This window comes from Cryobacterium melibiosiphilum, from assembly GCF_003602235.1.
In the GTDB taxonomy this organism is placed as follows: domain Bacteria; phylum Actinomycetota; class Actinomycetes; order Actinomycetales; family Microbacteriaceae; genus Cryobacterium; species Cryobacterium melibiosiphilum.
In genome coordinates, this window is record NZ_QZVS01000081.1 from 12,927 (window position 1) to 36,338 (window position 23,412).

The following is a 23,412-nucleotide window of genomic DNA, read 5'->3' on the forward strand; positions in this document are numbered from 1 at the left end:
GACGTGATCGGTGGAAACACCGACCGGTTGAACTTGCGTAACCAATGATTACTCTCAGGAAACTCGGCGTAGGTTTCCACCGTGTTAAATCCCCTCGATTCAACCCGATTCCTGCTCGAACGGGGGTGGTCGCCGGTGATTGGAACCCCGAATTTACCTCGGTGAAACATCGAAACGTTGAATAGCAGTAAACATAGTTGCATGACACTCATCGTTCATCCGCCGGCCCGCAGTCTCCCGCAGTGGCCCAGTGCAGAGCTCGACAGCACGGGAACCGCGCACACCATCGTCTGCCTCGGAGGCCCGGCCGAGGCCGCCGCCGCCGCCGTCATTGGGCGGGCCCAGGCCCTCGCGCCGACAACGGTGCTGTCCTTCGCCGAGTTCTGCGCCGAACCGGCCGCCGCCTTGGGTGCTGCCCTCAGCGCCAGCCGCGTCGGAACGCGCGTCTACATCGTCGGCGGCCAGTACGACGTGCTGCAGGCCCTCGCCCTCTCGCGCTCCCTTGGTGTTCTGCCGCCCGAGCTGCGCTGCCTGGTCACCCACACCCGCGACCTGCCCCTCTACTGCGCGCACTGCCGGCAGACCAGCCGCGTTTCCGGCACGCCCGGCGGTGAAGTGACCTGCCCCGGCTGCGAGCGCCTCGTCGAGATCCACGCGCACAGCTCCGAGATTCGCGGCAGCTTCCTCGCCTCGATGGTGGCGCCGGCGCCCGTCGAGCTGCGCCGGGAATTGGCCGTGGCGGCATGAGTCTGCTCGCGCCTACGCCGTCGGTCCACGCGCATCCGTCGTCGGAGACCCGGCTGCGCGAGCTCACCGTGACGGCGATCACCCGCCTGACCGACACCATCACCCACTTCGAGTTCGCCGATCCGAACGGTGGCCGGTTGGTGTCCTACGAACCCGGCAGCCACCTCATCGTGACCGCCGGCGCCGTGCGCAACACGTACTCCCTCGTCGGTGACGGCGTGAACCCCCTCGGCTACGCCATCTCGGTGCTGCGCCGCGACCCGGGTGAGCCGGACGCATCCGGCGGCTCGGCCTGGCTGCACGACACCCTCAGGGTCGGCTCGAGCGTCTCGGTCGAGGGCCCGCGCTCGCTGTTCGCGCCGCTCACGACCGCCCGAGCGTCCCTGCTCGTGGCCGGCGGCATCGGGGTCACCCCGATCCTCTCCCACGCGCGGGCCGCCGCCCGCTGGGGCCGGCCCGCCGAGGTGGTCTACGTCTACCGTCCCGGCCACGGCGCCCACGTCGACGACCTGCGCCAGCTCGCCCACTCCGGTGCCATCACCCTCTTCGAGGCGCACAATCAGACGGATGCCGCCGCCCTGCTGCGAGAGCGCCTCGCCGCCCAGCCGATGGGCACCCACGCCTACGCCTGCGGACCGGTGTCGCTGCTCGACACCTACCTCGAGCTCGGCGCCGAGGCCGGCTGGCCGTTCGAACGCCTGCACTCCGAACGTTTCGAGGTGCCGCCGCAGGAGCCGGGCCTGCCGTTCACCGCGACGATCGCCTCGACCGGAGCCCGCCTCGAGGTTGCCGCCGGCGTCAGCCTGCTCGAGGCGTTGCTCGAGCACGGCGTGCCGGTGGCGAACCTCTGCCGCCGCGGCGTCTGCGGGGAGTGCCGCATCCCGGTGCGCTCGGGCACCATCGAACACCGCGACTACGTGCTCTCCGAACAGGAAAAATCTGCCCACACATCCATGCTCTGCTGCGTCTCGCGCGGCGACGAAATCGAGGTCGACCTCTAATGACCACCGCACCCGCCCTGCACCCCGTCGTCGCCGCCGAACCGGCCGTCGATCACCTGTCCAACCTGCCGTGGCCGTTCCCCGACGACCTCACCGCCTTTCGCTACTCGGTGAACGTCGAGCCCGGCCGCACCCCGCACCGGACCGCCGCCGGCGTGTGGGGCGTGCACCTCGTCGACCTCGGCGGCGCCGACTACCCGGTGATCATGGCCGAACGCCGCCGCATCCTCGACGCCGACCCCGGGCGCGCCCAGATCCTCACCGGCATGATGCCCGCCTGCTGGGACCTGCTGCTGTACTACCTGCGCGACCTCGCCGTGTCCTATCCCGAGATCATGCACCTCGAGGAAGACCCCGACGGCGCCAAATTCCATTGGACCAACACCGTGCTCGGCACCGACCAGCACTTCGTGCTCGGCGACCTCACGACCCTTTCGGTCGATCCGCTGACCTTCCTCGGCCGCGAGGTGCCCGATGACCTGCTGCTCGTCAAGGAACGCGACGGCCAGCTCTTCTTCGACGCCGGCCTGGTCACCTTCGCGGCCGCCTGGTCGGTCACCTTCGACGTCGGCATGAACTTTCGCGAAATCCACGGTCCGGTGCCGCGCATGACCGGCGAGGGCATGACCAGCCGCGCCGAACAGTTTCTGATGCAGCTGCCCGCCGACAAGCTCTACCGCCGCGCCAACTGGACCCTCTCCGCCTCCGGCTCCCGCAAACTCGACATCAGCCTCGAAGAGTTTCCCGAATGGACCGACGACCTGCCCCAGCTCGTGCAGCGCCGCGACTTCGGCACGCTGCAGCTGCGCATCGAGCTCGAGCATTTCGTGCGGCTGCCGATGTCGGGTGCGATCACCTTCTGCATCCGCACCTTCATGGCCTCCCTTGCCGAGATCAAGACCGTGCCCGTATGGCGCGACCAGCTCGCACAGGTGCTCGCCGAGCTTCCCGACGACATGGCCGCCTACAAGGGCTTCCTCGGCCATAAAGCGGATGCCGCCGCCTGGCTTCGCTCCTAACCCTTCCCATCCTTTTGCCCCGTTCACACAACTGGAGATGACAATGCCTGCAGCCGACCTCGCCTGGCTCCTCGCCGCTTTTGCCCTGGTCTCACTCATGTTCCCCGGCCTCGCCATGTTCTACGGCGGCATGCTCGGCACCAAGAACATCCTCAACATGCTCATGATGGTCATGAGTTCCCTCGCCGTGACGAGCGTGCTGTATGTGCTCTACGGCTACAGCATGGTGTCCGGAAACTCGTGGGGAGGCCTCGGCATCATCGGGGACCCGCTCGAATTCTTCGGCCTGCAGACCTTCGTCACCGACCTCGAGACCGGCGGGGCCGAGGGCCTCTACTGGGCGGCGTTCTTCATCCTCTTCGCCGCGATCACCATCGCCATCGTCGCCAGTGGCGCCGCCGGCCGTATGAAATTCGGCGCCTGGATCCTGTTCTCCGCGCTCTGGCTCACGCTCGTCTACTTTCCACTGGCCCACCAGGTCTTCACCTTCAGCGACCCGGAGTCCGGCTACGTCGGTGGCTGGCTGCGCAACGTCATCGAACTGCACGACTTCGCCGGCGGCACCGCGGTGCACATGAACGCCGGCGTTGCCGCCCTCGCCCTCGCGATGGTGCTCGGCAAGCGCAAGTCCGCCGCGCACCGCCCCCACAACCTGCCGATGGTCGTGCTCGGCGCCGGCATCCTCTGGTTCGGCTGGTACGGCTTCAACGGCGGCTCCGCCGCGGGAGCGAACTTTCTCGCCCAGTACGTCGTGCTCACCTCGCTGCTTGCCGGGTCGGCCGGCATCATCGGCTTCTGCCTGATCGAAAAGATCCGCAACGGCAAGGCGACGACGCTCGGCATGGCATCCGGTGCCATCGCCGGGCTGGTCGGCATCACGCCCTCGGCCGACGCGGTCGACCCGATCGGCGCGCTGCTCGTGGGCATCGCCTCCGGCGCCGTGGTCTGCCTCGCCCTGACCTGGAAGACCAAGCTCGGCATCGACGACACCCTCGACGCCTTCGCCGTGCACGGTGTCGGCGGCGTCGTGGGCGTCATCTGCGTCGTGCTCTTCGCCGATTCCGCCGCTCCCGCCGGCATCACCGGCATCCTGTTCGGCGGCAACCTCGATATCGTCTGGCGCGAACTCGTCGCGATCACGGTCACCTGCACCTACTCCTTCGTGATGACCTATGCCATCGCGTGGGGCCTGAACAAGACGATCGGCCTGCGCGTCAGCGAGGAAGATGAGTACGCCGGTCTCGACGTGACGCTGCACGCCGAGACGGCCTACGTCTCCGAGCGCGTCTAACCCCACCCCGAATCGTCCGGCCCTTTTCTTCAGACAGGACTCACCATGAAACTCATCACCGCGATCATCCAGCCGCACCGCCTCGACGCCGTGCACGAAGCCCTCTCCGCGATGCACGTGAACGGGCTCACCGTCACCGAGGTCAGCGGCTACGGCGCCCAGAAAGGCCACTCCGAGATCTACCGCGGGGCGGAGTACAACATCGCCTTCCGCCCGAAGGTGCGCATCGACGTCGTCGTCACCGAGGATGACACGGACGCGACGATCGACACGATCATCGCCGCCGCCCACACCGGCAAGATCGGCGACGGCAAGGTCTGGGTGACCGAGGTCTCCGAGATCGTGCGGGTGCGCACGGGGGAGCGCGGGGTCGCTGCGGTCTGAGCCGGCGCACCCACGGGTCCTGAAATCCGCTCCGCAGCGCCGGAGCGGATTTCTGGCCGTTCGGGGCCGAGCATATCGAACAGCGCAGAACTGTCGAACCGGGCCTGTGAGGCGGTTCCACGCACTGTGCACGTCCCCAGCTCCGACCTTGAAATGGGGGTAGAAGAGCCCCATAAAGCCATATCCTCCAACGGTATTGTCCTGCCACAATGGGGTTCTACTGATTGGAGATCAAGCCATGATGATGACCTGCCCCCACTGCCAAGCTCGCTCCGAATTCCGCCGTAGCGGGATTCACCTCCGGGCTGCGCTACCGTCTGACATGCTCCGGTTGCGCCGAGACCACGGTGGGCAACCCGCGAACGCCGCGGTCGGCATCCGTCCGAAGATTTTCTCAGCGGTCTGAAGAGCCCCTCAAGCCCCCGTCCCGCGCTGCCGGTCGGGCAGCGCAATACAGGGGACACGATGGGCACGCTCCTCTGCGTTCATGCGGGGATTGTCATCAGCGCCAAGCTGCGCCGCAGGGAGAGCTTTGTGTTCTTTTGGATCGCCGCCCTGATGCCCGTCGGCCAACGAACCCACACGTCCAAAAGACTACTCACCGAGAGGGGGCGCTGCCCTGTTGGAACATTCGAACGGCCTGCGGCGCGCCATTGTCCGATCGAGCGCGCGGCGCGGCATCCGCGTTGTCGCCGCCGCGGTCGCCTATGCGGTCGTGTTGGGCGGGTCGGTATCGGCTGCCGCCGCGTTGCCTGCCCAGTTCGACACCTTTGCCGAGGTTGGTATTGCTGCCGCGGGGGTTTCCGAGGCGCCCCGCCAAGTGTGGATCGAGTCCTTCGAACAGGGACTGACGAACGCCGCCAGCGGACTTCCCGCCTACTCCGGGGGCCAGTACACGGCGTCGACAGGCTGGAGAAACGGACCCAGCTGCACGGGAGTTCTTCTGAACTATCTGGCGCAATACCCGAACTCTGCGTTCTGCCCTACCCAACAAATCGGGGGCTCCGGGCAGTCCTCACTCGCTGCACGCGACACTCGACGCATGGCCGACGTGCTCGGCCAGGTCTCGGCGGGTGTGATCGGCTCCACTTCCGCTTCATCACCGGCTAACGGTTCCACCGCCTCCGGCACACAGGGCAACCACGCGCTTGTCTCGCTTCCCTACGCCACGGTCTCGGGCGGCACGACCGTGGTCCAGTCCACGGGCGGAATCGGCGTGAGAGCCCCGGACTCGCGGTACTACGCGCTGGGGATGAGTGCCGTCGGCACACGGTGCGGCACAAACAACGCGTCGCTCTCGCTGAACCTGGTCTCGGGTACGACGACACTTCTGGCCGGTTTCCCGTCTCCCGTCGTTCCCTGCACGAGTACGGGCAGTGTCTTCTACACGTCCCCGACCCTTCCTACTTTTGGTACAGTCTCTGGCATCGTCGACCCCGCGTGGTCGGCCTCCGTCCGTGCGGCGACCTACAACGGTTCGAACACCGCACTCCTCACGCCCGCGCAGATCTCCGCCTCTCAGGTGCAGCTCCTGGACACGGTGACGGGTACGGGCAGCGGGTTCGGCGTCGATAACATCCGGGTGCTCGATGTCACGCCCGCCCTCGACGTTGCCTTCGATCCGGCGGCAGCCACCGCGACGGTCCCGACGACCCTGACCTACACGATCACCAACACCACGGACCTGTTCGCCAAAACGGACTGGGGATTCTCGACGGCGCTCCCTCAGGGGCTTGCGGTGGCACCGAACCCGACGGTCGCGGGCACGTGCACGAATGCTGCCGGTAGCGCGTTCAGCGTCACGGGCGTGGCGGGTTCGGGCAGTATCGCGGCAGTTGGTGGAGACCTTCCTGCGGGCGCAAGCTCGTGCACGATCTCCGTCGCCGTGGTGGCAGGCGGTGCCGGAACGTACGCCAGCGGGACCGTGACCCCCTCGGGACTCATCACCTCACCGCCGACCAGCCTCACAGTCGCGGCCGCGACGACCATCACAGTGCGCAAGAACCTGCCGGCGCGCACGGCGACGGCCGACCAGTTCACCCTGTCACTGCGAACGGGAACGACGGTGCTCGCATCGGCCACAACCACCGGCACCGCCACCGGAATCCAAGCCGCGCAGATCAGCCGCTCGGTTGTGCAGCCCGGTTCGACCTACACAATCCACGAGACACAAACCTCCGGCGCAGGCCTCGGCTACTCCAACGCCTACGAGTGCACCCGGGCTGGCACTGTGATCGCGTCCGGCTCCGGAGCATCGGGCACGATCACCGTTCCCGACGAAGTGGGGACCGAAGTCGTCTGCACCTTCACAAACATCACACAGACGGCACGCCTTGTTTGTGACACGAACCACTTTTACTCGATAACGGCCGCCGGTGCACTGGAGCAGGGCGACATCGTCTCGGGGCTTCTCGCTCCGGTCGGTACCTGGGCGGGCGCAACGGCGGCCAACGCCCTCGGCGTCGGCTCGGACGGAAATATCGCCTACGCGCTCGACCGGTCGGCCGATGGGAGCGACGTGGCTTCGATTCTCAAGTGGACTCCGGGCTCCGGTTATCAAAAGCTGGTGAACACCTCTTATACGACCGTGGCGGGCGGGGCTCAGGTCGATGGCAGCATCGTCGCCGGCGCGATCGACCTGGCGAGCGGCCGCTACCTCTTTGGCACTTTCGCTAACTCGCAGTTCTACCTCTGGAGCTTCACCGAATCGAACCCTGCCGCCACCCGCTTCGCCTTCGTCGGTGCAGTCCCCACCGGCGCAGCCCCGAACGGCAACGGTGACATGGCATTTGACGCTCGCGGAAACCTGTACGTGGTCGGCGCGGCCACGGTCAACTCCACGAGCGGCGCAACGATCTACACGGTCACCGCCGAGACGCTCGCCGCGGCATCCGGCGGCACGCTTGTGGTGAGCGCGTCGACGACCAAGCCGTTGACCGGCACGGACGCGGCCTTCGCCAATGTCAACGGTATCGCGTTCTCGCCACGCGGCACCGTCTACCTGTCCAACGCGGGCAGCGTCTACGAGTTCGACGCCACGACGTGGCGCCGGGTGAACGGCACGCCGCGCGTCGCCGTCAACTCCGTCGACCTCGCGGGCTGCTCATCGCCGCCGACGATCACTGTGCAGAAGAACGTGGTCGGGCGTCAGGCTGCGAGCGACCAGTTCACGCTGACGGCGTCGGCAGGGTCGCCGCTGACAGTGTTTGCCACGGCAACGACGACCGGCACGACCACCGGGCGGCAGATCGCGCAGATCGGGCCCTTCCCCACCTCGATCGGCAACACGATCACGATCTCCGAAACCATGGCTGCCGGCTCCGCCATCAGTGCGTACACGACAATCTACGAGTGCTGGGTCGACGGTGTGCGACTGAGCGCAGGCACCACCACCACCGGCACCGTCACGATGCCGAACAGGCTCAGCGCGAACGTGAACTGCACGTACTTCAACTCTCCGTCTCCGGTCTCGAGCGTACGGATCACGAAGACCATCCGAGAGTTCTCGGGCCTCACCCGCCCCGGCGTCGACTGGAGCGTGGGCACGACGGCGGCGGCGACCACGGGCACCGCGACGGTCCTGCCGAGCGGGGCGTCGAGACAGCAGACGGATGCTGCCGGCCAGGCTAGCTGGACGGTGCTGTTCGGCGGGGCGGCGTCACGGGCAACGGTCGTCGTTTCGGAGGTCCAGCAGGAGGGCTTCGCATTCGTCAGCGGCTCGTGCACGGTGAACGGCGCGACCCGCCCGGCCACCTTCACTCAGGCCGGGTCGATTTTCAGTGCCAGCCTCACGGCAATAACCCCTTCTTCGGTGATCGAATGCACGATCGTGAACCGGCCAACGGCATCCCTCACGCTCGTGAAGGAGGTGGCCTTCGGGTCCGCACTGCCGACGGACTGGACCCTGAGCGCCACCGGCCCCACTGGTGCACTGCCCGGGCCCTCCGGGCGCTCGGGCACGGCTGCAGCCTCGGGAATTCCCGTCACTCCCGGTGTTGCCTACCGCTTGGCCGAAGCCGGCGGTCCGCGAACCTATGTGCAGACCGACACCTGGCAATGCCTCACGGGAACGGGCGCCACAATCGACGTCACTGACGCGGGAGACGTCATCCCGACCACCAGCGCCACGATCACCTGCACGGTGACGAACGCGACGGCATCCATCACCCTGCTCACTCAGGTGCAGAACCCACAGACGGGCTTCCAGGCCCCGGACTGGAGGGTCACCGCGACACCGGCAGCGCTGACCGGCGGGGTCTTGGCAACGGAGAGCCGGCTCGGCGCCGAGTACGTCACCGCCGGCAACCCGGCGAACACCTTCGACGTGAGACCGCTCCACAGCTACACGTTCTCGGAAGCCGCCGTCGATCCGGCAGGGCGGCTCGCCTACCAGGAACTCCGTCTCGAACAGCTGACAGGGTCGGCGTGGACCCCGGTGTCGTCACGAACGATTTCCGCTCCGGCGGCCGGTCAGACGGCGGTCTACCGCTTCGTCAACGCCCCCGTGGAGCCCACACGATTGCCCCTCACCGGCGGCACGAGCGCCGACGCGTTCTACATCGGAGGGGGATTGCTGCTCATTCTGGCATTCGCCCTCTCGATGTGGCACAGGCGTCGACGAATTCGAGGCACCTTCCGGTGGACGCACGCTCCCGCCCTTCCCGTCTGACGTTCCTGCTCTTTCTACGCATTCCCACTCACCTCACCTTTACGACCCGCACCTCACTCATAGGAGAAAGCACATGTCCAACCCCATCCTCCGGCGGCTTTCCGCCGCTGCCGCCGTGCTGGCGCTGACTGCAGCGGCGGCCCTCGTCGCTGTCGCGCCAGCGACAGCCGTCACCCAGCCGGGCAACATCGACCCGACGATCTCCCGCACCCTGACCATCCACAAGTCCGCGCTGGGCCCCGATAACGGTCAGCAGATCGGCACCGGCCAGGAAGTCGCCGTTTCCGGCACGCCGCTCTCAGGCGCGACTTTCACCGCTGCCCTGGTTCAGGGTGTCGACCTCACCACGTCGGAAGGCTGGACCGCGGTCTCCGCCTTGACTCCTGGCACGGCTGCCTCACGCGTCACCGTTGCCGATACCTACACGGCAACCACCGGCGTCAACGGTGTGGCGGTATTCAACGACGGTGACACCCTCCCGCTCGGTCTCTACCTCGTGACGGAGACCGCGCTGCCGGCTGGGGCGACCAACCCGGCCGCGCCGTTCCTCGTCACGCTGCCGTTCCCGACAGGCCCGGGCGGCGCACCGGCGAACCAGTGGATTTACGACGTTCACGCCTACCCCAAGAACGCTGTCACCGATCTGACGAAGTCGCGGGTTCCGGCACCGGCTAACTCGATCGAGGCCCAGAACCCCGACCTGATTCGCTGGGCGATCAACTCCGCCGTGCCGACGCTCGCCGGCGGCGACACCCTCGACATATTCACGCTCACGGACACGCTGCCCGCGGAGCTCGACTACCTTGCGACCGGCCCGACCGGGGTCGCTCCGACAAGTGTGCGGGTCGAAAACGCGGCCGGCGTCACCCAGAACTTCCTCGCGGGCACGGACTACACCCTCGTGTACGACGAAGTCACACGTAACCTCACCGCCACCTTCACCCCTGCCGGCCTCACCAGCCTGATGGCCCTGCCCGGGGGAGATGTGACGCTTACGGTGCTGAGCCGGGCGGTCACAATCCCCGCCAGCGGCATCATCACGAACACGGCGACCAGCGTCGTGAACGGTGCCACCGAGACGGTCACCGGCAGTACCCCCATCGGCCAGCTCACCGTTTTCGCCTTCCAGAGCGAGAACGGCGTACGGGTCCCCCTCACGGGCGCCGAGTACCAAGTGTTCCTCAACCAGAACGACGCCAACCTGGGCCAGAACGCGATTCTCATCGATGGAATCCAGAAGTGGACAACCGGGGCGAACGGCATCGTCGAGATTCCCATCATCACGCCGGGCAACTACTACGTGCGTGAGATCACCCCCCCGGCCGGATTCCAGCTCCCGACGCCGAGCCAGGTGCACACTCAGGTCGTCGCCGGTCCGAGCTCGACCACGGCGCCGGTGCAGAACTACGTCGAGTTCGAGCACGACCAGGTTCCGGCCTTCGCGCTCCCCCTCACCGGTAGTGACGGCGCCCTGTGGTTCACCGTCGGTGGTGTTGGGCTCATCGCAATTGCCCTCGGTACCGGAATCGTCGGCTCGCGTCGTCGTGCCACCCTGGCACCTGCAGGCGCCGTAATCTAGCACTGTGAAGGCAAAGGCGGGGCGTCAGAAGGGCGCCCCGCCTTCGCACGGCTCCGGCGAAGAATCCCGAACATCTGCCACCGATCCACCCTCGGTTCCGACCAGGCGCACGGGCAGCCGACAACGTCGTTGGCGGCTGCCCGTGCTGCCACTGCTGGTGGCGCTGGCGATCATCGCCGGCACCGCACTTCTGCTCTACCCGGCCGCGGCCGCGTGGTTCAGCTCAATCGAGCAGTCGCACGAGATCGACAAACTCACCCAGGCAATCAACGACCTCGGCGCCGAGACCCTGCGCGAGAGGCTCGACGAGGCAGGCGAGTACAACCGGGGCCTGAGCGGGGGCGGAGCAGCCGTCGCCGCGAACGAACGGCTCCCACTCGCCAATGAACCTCGTCCCGGTGACGAGCGACAGTACCTTGCCATGCTTCGCGGTGATTCCGAGGGCCTCATGGCGCGGATCAAAATTCCCTCGATCAACGTTGACCTGCCGATCTACCACGGCACGAGCGACGCTGTCCTCGAACACGGCCTCGGTCACCTCGAGGGCACGGCGCTCCCCGTTGGCGGGCCGTCTACCCACTCCGTGATCACCGGACATAGGGGCCTTGCGACCTCCGAGCTCTTTACCAACCTCGACGAGGTCATGGTCGATGACACTTTCACCATCGAGGTCTTCGGCGAGATACTCACCTACCGCGTCACCGAAACCCTCGTCGTCGAGCCTGACGACACCGAGAGCCTCCTCATCCAACCCGGTAAAGACCTCATGACCCTCGTCACCTGCACTCCCCTCGGAATCAACAGCCACCGCATCTTGGTCACGGGCGAGCGTGTGGTCCCCACCCCTCAGACCGACATCGACGCAGCGGGCGACCCGCCTGACGTGCCCGGCTTTCCGTGGTGGATGTTCATCGCCGGCGGCGTGATCGTGTGCGCCGGCACGTATATATGGGTTTCAGGACGGCCGCCGCGGCCGATTCCTCGCGGAGGAGGCAGTGATGGCGAATGACAGGGCGGTCATAGCTTTGCTGTGCGCGGGGGACGCAACCATAACCCGCTTGCTCACGAGCCAGCCCGTCTCCGCCACTGAGGTGTCTAGTCGGGCCATTCGGACCTCCCGCGGGGCCCGGCGATCTGCTTGACTGGCGCCATGACTCCCAGGGGAACACACTCGATGACGACGACGACCGAGATTGAACGCAAGTACGACGTGGATCGCCAACTTCGGCTGCCCGACCTGCTGCAGATCCCCGGCGTTGCCGGCCTCGAGTTTCCCGGCACGGTCACCCTCGTCGCCGTGTACTTCGACACCGAAACCATGAACCTGGCCCAGAACCGTATTGTGTTGCGCCGCCGGGAGGGCGGCGGCGATGCCGGCTGGCACATCAAACTGCCCGCCCGGGAGGGCCGCACCGAAATGCAGTGGCCCCTCGACGTCGAAACCGGCTCGGGTTCGGGCATTGACCTCGACGACAGCACCGGCCCGGGCGAGGCGATCGATGGCGGGGCGACGGATGTCCCGGGTCGAGTTCTCGACCCGATCCGCACGATCGTGCGCGACCGGCCGCTGACCCCGTTGGCGCGCATCACCACCATCCGCACGACCGTGCTGCTGCTGAACGACGAGGGCGACGCCGTCGCCGAAATCGCCGACGACGACGTCTCGGCCTCGGACATGCGCGGCGGCGTCTTTCGCAAGTGGCGCGAGTGGGAGGTCGAACTGTTCTCGGCCGCCCCCGACAGCCGCAAGGCGCGCACGGCGCTGCTCGATGCCGTCGAAGCTGCGCTGCGTGCGGCCGGGGCGCAGCCGTCCACCAGCATCGCGAAGATCGCCCGGGCGCTCGGCGCCGACGCGCTCACCGAACTGACCCCGTCGGCTCCGCGCACGACGAAGCGCGCCGAACCGCACGCCGGGAGCGCGGCATCCGTCGTCGCCACGTTGCGGGAGCTGGGTGCCCGGCTGCTCGAGGCCGATCCGCGTGTGCGCGCCGAGGAGCCGAAGGGCCTGCGCACGATGACCGCGACCGTGCAGCGCCTGCAGAGCGTGCTCGCGGTCTATCGGAGGCTGTTCGAGCGCGACACGATCGAGGCCCTGCGTGCCGACCTCGATGTGGTCGGGTCGGCCCTCGAAGCCGCGGCGCACGCCGAGGCCCGCGCCGGCCGCGTGCAAAAAAGCCTCGACCACCTCGCTGAACCGCTTCGGGACGAGGCCGCCGAGACCCGGCTGCTGGCCGAGACGCGGGCCGACTCCCTGACCGCCCACGCTGAACTGCGCCGGATGCTCACGAGCCGACCGTATTTCGGGCTGCTCGATCGGCTCGACGTCTTTCTGCTGCACCCCGCGGTGACACCGGAGACCTACGAGACCGCCGCCCGCGAGGTCACGAAATCGCTCGGGCGCGGGGGCAGGCGTCTGCGGGAAAGCACCGATGTCGCGCTCGCGGCCCGGGCATCCGCCGCCGGTGCGGTGCCCACGACCCCGGGTGAATCGTCGGCGCTCGCCGGCATCGACACGGTCGCGGCCGCACTGCGGGAGGTGCACACGGCCGCCCGTCGACTGCGGCACGCGGCGGAGGCGGTCACGCCCGCGGCCGACGGCGGCAAGAAGTATCGGCGCCTCGCCGCCGCGGCGAAAAAGGTGGAGAAGGCCCTGGACGCCCATGGGGACGACCGGGAATTCAGCGTGTACGTGACCGGTGCGGCGACGCGCGCGCATGCCGCCGGCGAGGCGACCTTCGTCTACGGTGTTCTGGCGACCCGTGCCGAGGTCGAACACGACGACGTGCTCGCCGATATGCGTGGGGAGGTCAAGCACATTGACCGCCTGAGCCACAAGCTCTGATGTTCCTGCACGCTCTGGCGTTCCTGCAGGCTTTGGCGCTCCCGACCTGATCTCGGGAAATTCTGAAGCCCGCCGGGTACGCTCGCTGAGTGGATATTGACTGGCAGTTCAACGGCTTGCCGTTGCATATTCTGTTCATACACGTCGTCGTCGTGCTCGTGCCGCTCGCGGCCCTGGCGGCAACGATGACCGCGGTCTGGCCGGCTGCCCGACGCCGTATCGGTATCGTCGCGCCGATCCTGGCCCTCGCCGCCCTCGTGATGGTGCCGATCACCGTCGAGGCCGGGGAGTGGCTGGCTCAGCGGGTCGCGGCGACACCGTTGCTCGGCACGCACATGGACCTGGCGCGCATCCTGCTGCCGTGGGCGATCGCGCTGTTCGCACTCACCACGATCCAGTGGGGCTGGCATCGGTTCGTGGCGACACCGGATGCCCGCTGGTCCGGCCTGCTGCGCAGTGCAGTCACGAGGACCGCGATCACCACGGTGATCTCGGTCCTCGTGGTCCTGGTGTCACTAGCTGCGACGGTCGCCGTGGTGGCGATCGGCGAATCCGGCACCCGCGCGGTCTGGCTGAATTCCTTTTCCTAGCCCGACTGGCGACCCGGTCCTACCGGGTCGCCGTGCGGCGCGGCGGCTGCGGCTTCTGCACGGCGAGTTCGCCACCGACCCGTCCGCCGAATGGCCGGCCGTGGTCGGCGAATTCCTCCCGGAAGTACGCCATCCGCCACGGTCCCATCTCGATTCGGGCGCCGGTGCGCAGAATCTGACCACGACCCCGAGCGAAGGTGTCGTCATCGGACTCGCGCACATTGCCCGACACTTCTCCGAGCGGATACAGCACGTATTCGTCGTTCTCATCGTGACGAATCTCGGCGTGGAACGATTTCAACCCGCTCAGCTGCAGGCTCGCCTCGGCTGCCGAGCCAATCGTTGTGGTCGTCGGCAACAGGTTGAATTCCCGCGGCGGCGTGCCGTCCCAGTTCTTCGACCCCACCACGAAGATCAGGCGCGGACGCCCGCTTCCCGGGGTGTAGTGCGTCGTGGTCACGCGGCGCCGATTCTTGCGGTCCAGGGTCGGAACGAGCGGAAACAGCGTGGCCGGCGGCAGCGATACCGCGACCGGCCGTGTCGCCGCCCGACTGCGACCGAGCAGCAGCGGGGCAAGGGCGGATGCCGCACCCAGCGTGATGTGCGGCGACTTGGTCACGAGGCGCTGGAGCAGAGGGGCGTCGACGGCGCCGATCTTGGCGATCAAGCCCGCGGGTCCGGTCAGGGCAACGGTCAGGCCCTGCTTGGCGAGTTCGTCGGCGATGCCACGCACCTGACCGAGGTCCAGCGCGCGACCCTGCGCGAGCAGCGCGGGGTCACTCGTGTAGACGGTGACTTCGGTGCCGTCGGCGGTAATCGTTCCGGTCATGGTGTCCGGCGCGGCAGCTGCCGGCGCATCCGGCTGCGCGGGGTCCGGCAGGGCCGGCTCCGACAGCGAGAACGCCAGATCGACCTGCAGATGCACGGTCGAGGTGGTGGCGGGGCACATGACTACGCGCGGTGCGGGTCGGAGCCGGCGCTGTCGGCGTCGCTCGTGGTGACGCGCAGGGTGCCGTTGAGCTTCCACGTGGCACGCGGGGCGTCGGGGCCGATGTCGCGCGGTACCTCGACGTGCATGTCGATGAAGCTGTAGTTGATCGCGGCGCCCTTGCCGGTGAGGTACGACCACATTTCCTGGCCCAGGTCGGTCCAATCCTGGATCGTGTGCTCGGTCGGCTCGGGAGTGCTGTCTACGTTGCCGAGGTAATTCTGGTGTTCCGTCACGGTAGGTTCCTTCTCATCATCATTGGTGCAACACGTTCGGTAACCAGGTTAGGTATGTTGTAACTCTAGTGGGCATATTCCGGCCCGAACCGGCGGTCAAAGAAAAGCAGGCACTGCATCGGCCGCGAACTGACTCGCGTACCTATCGGTCGAGGGCATCGTTCGGTATCGTTGTCTATCGTTCGGTGTCGTTGTCTATCGTTCAGTATCGTTGTGTATCGTTCATAAGAACCTGCATACGTCACCGACAGGCACTGGTTAGTCACGTTCACAGGTCACTCACGAGGAGGCAATCATGGGCAACACATTCACGACCGGCGGGTTCAATGCTGGCAACATCGACGGCATCTGGCAAGCGATGGAGCAATTTCGCTCGCGATTCGAGAAGCAATCAGGCGCGGGCAGCCGGGCCGGTCGCGGCGAGGTGCGCACGGCGGTGCTGGCGCTGCTCGCCGAACAGCCGATGCACGGCTACCAGATCATCCACGAAATCGAGGAGCGCAGCGGCGGCAGTTGGAAGCCCAGCGCCGGATCGGTCTACCCGACACTGCAGCTGCTCGCCGACGAAGGCCTGATCAGCGCCGAAGAGTCCAACGGCCGCAAAATCTACTCCCTCACCGAGGAGGGTCGTGCCGCGGTCGCCGACTCCGACACGAGCGCGCCGTGGGCATCCACCGGCTCCGCCGCCGGTCACGGCTACGCGGCATTGCCGAAGGCGGGCGTCGAGCTGGCCCAGGCGGCAGCCCAGGTCGGACGAACCGGATCCCCGGAGCAGGTGCAGCAGGCCGTCACTGTGCTCGACGAAGCACGTCGTCGGTTGTACTCGATCCTCGCCCAGGACTGACGGGGTGCCATCGGCTCGTCGGGGCAGAAACGACTCGAATCCGGGCGCGGGAAACCTGCGCGCCCGGTACCGCCGCATCCTGCGTTTTGCCAGTTGGTATCTCGCCGTCACGTGGTGGTTCGAACTGTTTCTGCCCCGCATCGGGCTGGTGAAGATCGCCGAGCGCACCCGATCGAAGCGGATGCAGCGCTTCGCGAAGGGATTTCACTCCCTCGCGGCAGACCTCGGCGGCCTGATGATCAAGGTGGGGCAGTTCATGTCGTCGCGCCTTGACGTGCTCCCGCCCGAGATCACCAAGGAACTCGAAGGCCTGCAGGACGAAGTGGCCCCGGTGCCGTTCGCGGCCATCCGGACCGCGGCCGAAGCGGAGTTGGGCATGCCTCTCGAGCGGGTGTTCGCCTCGGTCGATCCGACCCCGGTGGCCGCAGCCTCCCTCGGGCAGGCGCACCGCGCCATCCTCTTGCCGTTTGATGCGGCCGAAATCGGCCTTGAAAACGTCGTCATCAAGATCCAGCGCCCGGGTATCGACGAGATCATCGACGTCGACCTGGCGGCCCTGCGCAAGGTGGGCGGATGGCTGAGCCACGTCAAGCTCGTCTCCAACCGGGTTGACATGCCGGCCCTGGTCGAGGAGTTCGCGGCGACGAGCCTCGAAGAGATCGACTACCTGCACGAGGCGGCGAGCTCGGAGCGCTTCGCGGCCGCCTTTCCCGACGACGACCGGGTCAGCGTGCCCGCCATCGTCTGGGAACGCACGAGCCGTCGGGTGCTCACGCTCGAGGACGTGACGGCGATCAAGATCACCGACACGGACGCCCTCCGGGCTGCCGGCATCGACCCCGCCGACGTGGCGCCGGTCTTCGCCGAGGTGATGTTCGACCAGATGTTCACCAAGGGCTTCTTTCACGCCGACCCGCACCCCGGTAACATCTTCGTCACCCCGGTCGCGCCCGGGACCCCCGGCGCCAGCGACCGCGGGTGGAAGCTCACCTTCATCGACTTCGGCATGATGGGCGAGGTTCCCACCAGCACCCGTACGGGCCTGCGCAAGATGCTGATCGCCGCCGCGTCCCGTGACGGGCGCGGTCTCGTCAATGCCATGAGCGACGTGGGCGTGCTGCTGCCCTCGGCGGAGACCACCGAGCTCGAGCGTGCCATGACGACCCTGTTCGCCCGGTTCGGAGGCATGGGTTTCGCCGAGCTGCGCGAGGTCGATCCGCGGGAGTTCCGCGATTTCGCGGTGCAGTTCGGTGATGTGGTGCGTTCGCTGCCGTTCCAGCTGCCCGAGAACTTTCTGCTGATCATCCGAGCGATGTCCCTCACCTCCGGCGTGGCCAGCGCGCTCAATCCCGCCTTCAACCTGTGGGATTCGGTCGAACCCTACGCCGCGCAGCTGCTGCGGGACGAGAGTGGCAATCTGGTGCAGGACGTCGCGAAGCAGGCGATGGAGACGGCCGGTATCGTTTTCCGCCTCCCGAAACGACTCGACGGTCTGATCACCCGACTCGAAGACGGCTCCATCACGGTCGCCAGCCCGGGACTGGAGAAGCGGGTCGCGCGCCTGGAGCGCACCGCCCGCCAGGCGGTGTCGGCCCTGTTGTTCGGCGCGCTGCTCATCGCCGGTGTGCTTCTGCGAGCGGATGACGTGGTGCTCGGCACGGTACTGATGGTCGCCTCCGTCGCCCCGCTCCTACACGCCCTGCTCGCGGGTCGCCGGTGATGGCCTGAACGCACCACACGCATCCGCAACTTGCACTGTTTGAATAGCACAACGTTGTGCTAGGTTTGCAGTACAAGCCCGCGACGCGCGCGAGCGATTCAGGTTGGGGAGACCTCGATGCTCTGGTCCTTTGTGCACGCCCTTCAAGATTTGCTGCCCCTCGAGGTGGCCGTCACCTTCGGCCTCGTGTTCTTCGCGCTGTCGTGGATTCGCCCGCGCCGCATCGTATCGCTGCCGCAGACCGGCCAGCGCACGGCGCCACTGGTCTGGGCCGCCGTAGCGGGCTCCGTGCTCGTGGTCACCGTCGCGACGGCGACCAGTGCGCTCGCCGTGTCGACGCCTGACGCCTCGGGGTTTGATGGCTGGTGGCGTCGGCCCGCTCCACTGGTCGCTGCGACGCTGGTCGTGGCCATCGCGGCACTGGCACTGCGACGGATGCCCCTTCCCGCTCCTGGCGAACGAGCGCTCGTTCCCCGCCGCCGGTGGCATACCTTTGCGCCGCGAACGTTGCTGTGGATCTCCGGGATCACGGTGACGCTGCTTGCGCTGACCGCCCTGTGGCAGATCGCCATCGCGACGACCGCGCCGAAAGACGGGCGCTTCCTGGGTAACGTTCCCTCCTACACCGAGCTGCCGATCTACATGACGTTCAACAGTGGCTACGGCTATCTGGCCGGCGCTGGCTGGCCGAACCACCTCGCCACCCTCGTGGCGCTCGCCCTGTCCGTTCTCGTGCTGGTCGCCGTGCTCCAAGCGGATGCCAACCGGCCGCTGTTCGCGCGGGCATCCGCTGCCAGCGTGCGCTCGGAACGTGAATTGACGGCTCGACTGTTCACGCTCATTCTGTTGGGCGGCCTGATCACCACTCTCGGGGCGGTCTGGATGCACACCGGTTCCTCGGGGCAAGCCCTGGTAATGCTCGACGACCCGCAGATTTTGGTTGCCGGCGGCTACGACACCATCGCCCGGCCGATGAACCTGCTGGGGTACGGCCTGCAGGGTGCCGGGGTTGCGCTCCTGCTGCGGCTGGCGGTCGACTCGGCCCGTGCCGCGCGCGCGGCGGGACGCTCGCGGCGCGGCGAATCCGACCCTGTTGCATCCGCTGCCGAGCCACGCCGATGACCACGTCGACGCCGCGGTCTGCGGACGAGATCGACGCCCTGTTTCGCGGCGCGATCCGCTCCGGACAGCTGGGAGACGGCGAACGCCTGCCGACCGTGCGCCAAACTGCTCGGGACTTCGGCGTTGCGCAGGCCACGGCCGCGAAGGCCTACAAATCGCTGGAACGTGACGGGCTCATCGTCACCCGCACCGCCGCCGGTACCCGGGTCGCCCCGGGCGCGTCCCGGGCGCCGCAGGCCGTCATCGAGCGTGCCCGGGCGTTCGCAGAAGCCAGCGAGGGTGCCGGTGTTTCGCTCGAGGACAGCATCGCGATCCTGCGCGCCGTCTGGCGAGTCGAGGCAGTACCTCCGCTCGAATAACGGGCCCGGAGGAGGCGCCGGTGACTGCAGCGTGTCGGTGGTCTCCGTTAGCCTCGACGTGTCTGAGATTCCACTTCTGCCAGGAGGCCGCGTGTTTCTGCTCGATCCCGCAACGGTTGTCTATTCCGCGAGCGACCTGAGCGCCGCCGCCACCTGCGAGTGGGCGCTGATGCGGCGCCTCGACGCCCGCCTGGGGCGCATCTCGGCCACGGCCGAGCCGGCCGACGCCATGCTCGAACGCACCGCCGTGCTCGGCGACGTGCACGAGCACCGCATGCTCGAGCGCCTCCGCGGCTCGCACACGGTCGTCGAAATCGAGCGGCCCGCGATCAGCGAGATCGCCAGGGCCGCCGCGCAGAGCACCGCGGCCCTGCAGTCCGGGGCCGACGTGGTGTTTCAGGCCGCGTTTTTCGACGGGCGTTTTCTCGGGTACGCGGACTTCATCATCCGCTCCTCGGAGCCGGGCGAGACGACCCCCACCTACGAGGTCTACGACACCAAACTGGCCCGCCGGGCCAAGATCACCGCGTTGCTGCAGCTCGCCGCCTACAGCGAACAGCTGCAGAAGATCGGCGTGAACACGGGGGAGAACGTGCACCTCGTGCTCGGTGACGGCCGCACGAGCACGCACCGGCTGCGGGACATCTTTCCCGTCTATCGCACCCGGCGCGCGCGGCTGGAACGCCTGATCGACGAGCGCCTCGCCGACGAGAACGCCACCCCCTGGGGCGACCCGCGCTACACGGCGTGCGGGCGCTGCACCCTCTGCGCCGAGCAGGTGCAGCTGCACCGCGACCTTCTGCTCGTGGCCAACCTCAGGCTCAACCAACGCCTGCGGCTGCGCGCGGCCGGCATCGTCACCATCGATCAGCTCGCCGCGACCGGCGAACCGGTGCCCGGGATCAGCGCCGCGACCCTCGGCACTCTCAGCCAGCAGGCCGCGCTTCAGGTCGCCTCGGCCGACGGCCGGCCCGAGTGGCGGGTGATCCAGCCCGAGGCCCTCGCCGCGCTGCCCGAGCCCGACGCCGGGGACATCTTCTTCGACTTCGAGGGCGACCCGCTCTACCAGGAGGGCGCCGACACCCCCGATGCCTCGACCGTCTGGGGGCTCGACTACCTTTTCGGGCTGGTCGAAAACGACGACACCTTCGTGCCGTTCTGGGCGCACACCCACGCCGACGAGCGCCAGGCACTCATCGACTTTCTCGCCTACGTCGCCGAACGCCGGGCCCGCTACCCGAACCTGCACATCTACCACTACGCCCCCTACGAACGCACTCACCTGTTGATGCTCGCCGCCCGCCACGGCGTGGGCGAGGAGGCCGTCGACGACCTGTTGCGCGACAACGTGCTCGTCGACCTCTACCCGGTCGTGCGGCAGGGGCTGCGCATCGGCAGCCACAGCTACTCCCTCAAGAAACTTGAGCCGCTCTACATGGGAGCCGACGAGCGGGAGGGCGTCGCCAACGCCGCCGACTCGATCGCCGAGTACGCCCGCGCCCGTGCGCTCGCGGCTGCCGGTGGAGCGGATGCCGCCGCCGCGGTTCTCGACGACATCGCCCGCTACAACGCCTACGACTGCCGGTCCACCCTGCGGCTGCGGGACTGGTTGCTCGCCCGCGCCGCCGAGAACCCGGTGACGAGCCTGCCGGCGAGCACCGAGCTCGACCTCGCCCCGACCGTGCGCGAAGCCGACCCGGTCTACCTCGAGCTCGAGGCACTGCTGTCGGGGGTGCCGCGGCTGCAACGCTCGACCGGCCAGACCGCGCTCGCGCTGGCATCCGCCGCCATCGACTACCACCGCCGAGAACAGAAGTCATTCTGGTGGGACCACTTCAACCGGCTCGCCAGTCCGGTCGAGGACTGGGCCGACACCCGCGATGTGCTCGTCATCGACTCTGCCACGGTCGAGGTCGGCTGGCACAGGGAAGGCCGCCAGCTGCTCGACCGCCGCCTGCTGCGCGTCACGGGAACGCTCGCCCCGGGCAGCTCGCTGAAGGTGGGGTCCCAGCCGTTCCTCGTCTACGGGTTGCCGTACCCGCCGATCACCGGCAGTCGCACCCCGGGCGCCCGCACCGCCCACAACAAGGCGACGGTCGTTGATGTCGTCGATGAATCGGTCTATCTCATTGAGGAGCAGCTGGAGCGCGGCGCGCCCAGCCACGAGGCCGTTCCCATGGCCCTGACGCCGGGCACACCCCCGAACCCCGGCACCCAGGTCGAGGCGATCTCGGAGTGGGGCCGCACGGTGCTCGACGCCCAGCCGCAGAACGTCCCCAACGCGGCCTTCGACATCCTGCGCCGGTGCCCGCCCCGCAGCGGGCCAGCGGGAACGTCACCACTGGCGACCGTTGTCGACGGCGACGTGCAGGCGGCCATCCGCGACACCCTGCTCGGGCTCGGCGACTCCTACCTCGCGGTGCAGGGCCCGCCCGGAACCGGCAAGACCTACGTCGGATCGCGGGTCATCGCCGACCTCGTCGTCAACCACGGCTGGACCATCGGCGTCGTCGCCCAGAGCCACGCCGCCGTCGAGAACATGCTGCGCGCCGTCATCACCGCGGGCGTCGAGGTCGGCCTCGACCCGCAGCGGGTCGGCAAGAAGGCCAGGAGCGGCGATGAGAAGAAGCCCGTGCCGTGGACGCCCCTCGAAGCCAAGACCTTCGCGCCGTTCACCCACCAGTCGGGCGGCTTCGTGGTTGGTGGCACGGCCTGGGACTTCAGCAACGCCAAGCGCATTCCCCGGGGCTCACTCGACCTGCTCGTCATCGACGAAGCCGGGCAGTACTCGCTCGCGAGCACGATCGCGGCGGCCGTCGCCGCCCGGAGGCTGCTGTTACTCGGTGACCCGCAGCAACTGCCGCAGGTCAGCCAGGGCACACACCCCGAACCCGTCGACGAGTCCGCGCTCGGCTGGCTCAGCGCCGGCCACCGGGTGTTGCCGCCCGCGTTCGGCTATTTTCTCGCCACCAGCTGGCGCATGCACCCGGATGTCTGCGCGCCCGTCTCCGCGCTGTCCTACGACGGCCAGTTGCGCTCCCACGCGTCCGATCGCAGCCTGGACGGGGTCGTGCCGGGACTGCACGCGGTGCCGGTCGTTCACGCCGGCAACTCGACCTCCTCGGCCGAAGAAGCGGCCGCGGTCGTGCAGATCGTGCGCGACGTGCTCGGCCGGCCGTGGACATCCGCCGGCCTGACCGCGCCGCTCGCGGCCGACAACGTCATCGTCGTTGCACCCTACAACGCGCAGGTCGAGCTGCTGCGCGAACATCTGCGGGCGGCCGGATTCGACGGTGTCCCGGTCGGCACGGTCGACAAATTCCAGGGCCGGGAGGCGATGGTCGCCATCGTGTCGCTCGCGGCGAGTTCGGCCGAGGAGGTGCCCCGCGGGCTCGAGTTCCTGTTGCTCGCCAACCGGCTGAACGTCGCCATCTCGCGCGCCCAGTGGGCGGCGTTCCTGGTCTACTCGCCGGCGATCACCGACTACCTGCCCACCAGCGTCGACGGCCTCACCCAGCTGAGCGCGTTCATCACGCTCACCGAGTAGCCGCCCACCAGGCACGAGCGCGCCCCAAACGGGTGACCGCTACGGCAACGTCGGTAGCGCTCACCCGTATCGGGCGCGGTCATTGTGTTGTGCGGTCACAGCGGCGCGGTCACAGCGGCGCGGTCACGGCGCTGAACCGGCGGCGCTGGGCTACTCGGCGTCGAGGTCGGTCTCGAGGATCTTGACGAGGGCATCGAGCGCCTCGTCAGCGCCGTCGCCCTCGGCGCGCAGCACCACGACGTCGCCGTGGGCGGCACCGAGGCTCATCAGCGAGAGGATGCTCGACGCGTCCATCGCGTCATCGGCCGATTCATCCTCCATCGCGATCGTGACCTCGAGGGGCAGCTCGGCGACGGCCTCGGCGAAAATACCGGCGGGGCGGGCGTGCAGGCCGACACGGCTGGCGATGGTTACTCTACGTTCGGACATGGGTCCTCCTGGGTCTGGGGATGAAAGATCGGAAAAACGGGCGCG

General features: G+C 67.8%; 18 protein-coding genes. 15 read left to right on the forward strand and 3 right to left on the reverse strand.

Features of this window, described 5'->3' with window-relative positions; translation table 11 throughout:
- The first annotated feature begins 201 nt into the window (after positions 1-201).
- The 10 genes from D6T64_RS09640 to D6T64_RS09685 all read left to right on the forward strand — a co-directional run bounded on the left by D6T64_RS09640 (position 202) and on the right by D6T64_RS09685 (position 14,122).
- Positions 202-747 carry a dimethylamine monooxygenase subunit DmmA family protein gene (locus D6T64_RS09640; RefSeq protein WP_119974516.1) on the forward strand — a complete coding sequence of 182 codons (546 nt, stop codon included), beginning with the start codon at positions 202-204 and terminating at the stop codon, positions 745-747.
- On the forward strand, positions 744-1,748 hold the full coding sequence (locus D6T64_RS09645; protein ID WP_119974517.1) for a PDR/VanB family oxidoreductase: 1,005 nt from the start codon (positions 744-746) through the stop codon (positions 1,746-1,748). Before D6T64_RS09640 ends, D6T64_RS09645 begins: the two co-directional genes overlap by 4 nt.
- Positions 1,748-2,767 (forward strand): heme-dependent oxidative N-demethylase family protein, encoded by a 1,020-nt coding sequence (locus D6T64_RS09650; RefSeq protein WP_119974518.1) that lies wholly within the window; start codon positions 1,748-1,750, stop codon positions 2,765-2,767. Before D6T64_RS09645 ends, D6T64_RS09650 begins: the two co-directional genes overlap by 1 nt.
- 37 nt (positions 2,768-2,804) lie before the next feature.
- On the forward strand, positions 2,805-4,058 hold the full coding sequence (locus tag D6T64_RS09655) for an ammonium transporter (protein WP_233551009.1): 1,254 nt from the start codon (positions 2,805-2,807) through the stop codon (positions 4,056-4,058).
- A gap of 45 nt (positions 4,059-4,103) precedes the next feature.
- Positions 4,104-4,442 (forward strand): P-II family nitrogen regulator, encoded by a 339-nt coding sequence (locus D6T64_RS09660; RefSeq protein ID WP_119974519.1) that lies wholly within the window; start codon positions 4,104-4,106, stop codon positions 4,440-4,442.
- Between the two features lie 622 nt (positions 4,443-5,064).
- Positions 5,065-9,111, forward strand: a complete 4,047-nt coding sequence (locus tag D6T64_RS09665) for a DUF7933 domain-containing protein (RefSeq protein WP_147364515.1) — start codon at positions 5,065-5,067, stop codon at positions 9,109-9,111.
- Between the two features lie 73 nt (positions 9,112-9,184).
- Positions 9,185-10,690 (forward strand): SpaH/EbpB family LPXTG-anchored major pilin, encoded by a 1,506-nt coding sequence (locus tag D6T64_RS09670; protein ID WP_119974521.1) that lies wholly within the window; start codon positions 9,185-9,187, stop codon positions 10,688-10,690.
- A 142-nt stretch (positions 10,691-10,832) separates the two neighbouring features.
- On the forward strand, positions 10,833-11,699 hold the full coding sequence (locus D6T64_RS09675) for a class C sortase (protein WP_325049788.1): 867 nt from the start codon (positions 10,833-10,835) through the stop codon (positions 11,697-11,699).
- Between the two features lie 141 nt (positions 11,700-11,840).
- Positions 11,841-13,532 carry a CYTH and CHAD domain-containing protein gene (locus tag D6T64_RS09680; protein ID WP_119974522.1) on the forward strand — a complete coding sequence of 564 codons (1,692 nt, stop codon included), beginning with the start codon at positions 11,841-11,843 and terminating at the stop codon, positions 13,530-13,532.
- An 89-nt stretch (positions 13,533-13,621) separates the two neighbouring features.
- Complete coding sequence (locus tag D6T64_RS09685; RefSeq protein WP_233551010.1) at positions 13,622-14,122, forward strand: hypothetical protein; 501 nt, start codon at positions 13,622-13,624, stop codon at positions 14,120-14,122.
- A gap of 19 nt (positions 14,123-14,141) precedes the next feature.
- Here the strand turns inward: D6T64_RS09685 and D6T64_RS09690 are convergent, their stop codons facing one another.
- Entirely contained in the window at positions 14,142-15,071 is a 930-nt protein-coding gene (locus tag D6T64_RS09690) for an FHA domain-containing protein (protein WP_233551011.1), read from the reverse strand.
- 2 nt (positions 15,072-15,073) lie between these two features.
- On the reverse strand, positions 15,074-15,346 hold the full coding sequence (locus tag D6T64_RS09695) for a hypothetical protein (protein ID WP_119974523.1): 273 nt from the start codon (positions 15,344-15,346) through the stop codon (positions 15,074-15,076).
- A gap of 295 nt (positions 15,347-15,641) precedes the next feature.
- Here D6T64_RS09695 and D6T64_RS09700 point away from each other — a divergent pair, with 295 nt between their 5' ends.
- The 5 genes from D6T64_RS09700 to D6T64_RS09720 all read left to right on the forward strand — a co-directional run bounded on the left by D6T64_RS09700 (position 15,642) and on the right by D6T64_RS09720 (position 22,938).
- Positions 15,642-16,190, forward strand: a complete 549-nt coding sequence (locus D6T64_RS09700) for a PadR family transcriptional regulator (RefSeq protein ID WP_119974524.1) — start codon at positions 15,642-15,644, stop codon at positions 16,188-16,190.
- Positions 16,191-16,194: 4 nt separating this feature from the next.
- Positions 16,195-17,910 carry an ABC1 kinase family protein gene (locus D6T64_RS09705; protein ID WP_119974525.1) on the forward strand — a complete coding sequence of 572 codons (1,716 nt, stop codon included), beginning with the start codon at positions 16,195-16,197 and terminating at the stop codon, positions 17,908-17,910.
- Between the two features lie 117 nt (positions 17,911-18,027).
- Positions 18,028-19,032 carry a hypothetical protein gene (locus tag D6T64_RS09710; RefSeq protein WP_119974526.1) on the forward strand — a complete coding sequence of 335 codons (1,005 nt, stop codon included), beginning with the start codon at positions 18,028-18,030 and terminating at the stop codon, positions 19,030-19,032.
- Positions 19,029-19,391 carry a GntR family transcriptional regulator gene (locus D6T64_RS09715; protein WP_119974527.1) on the forward strand — a complete coding sequence of 121 codons (363 nt, stop codon included), beginning with the start codon at positions 19,029-19,031 and terminating at the stop codon, positions 19,389-19,391. Before D6T64_RS09710 ends, D6T64_RS09715 begins: the two co-directional genes overlap by 4 nt.
- Positions 19,392-19,482: 91 nt before the next feature.
- Positions 19,483-22,938: a TM0106 family RecB-like putative nuclease gene (locus tag D6T64_RS09720; RefSeq protein WP_119974528.1), complete on the forward strand. Its 3,456-nt coding sequence runs from the start codon at positions 19,483-19,485 to the stop codon at positions 22,936-22,938.
- A gap of 150 nt (positions 22,939-23,088) precedes the next feature.
- On the opposite strand, the gene D6T64_RS09725 is transcribed toward D6T64_RS09720, so the two are convergent.
- A complete protein-coding gene (locus D6T64_RS09725; protein ID WP_119974529.1) occupies positions 23,089-23,367 on the reverse strand; it encodes an HPr family phosphocarrier protein in 279 nt (92 codons plus the stop codon).
- Positions 23,368-23,412 lie beyond the last annotated feature (45 nt).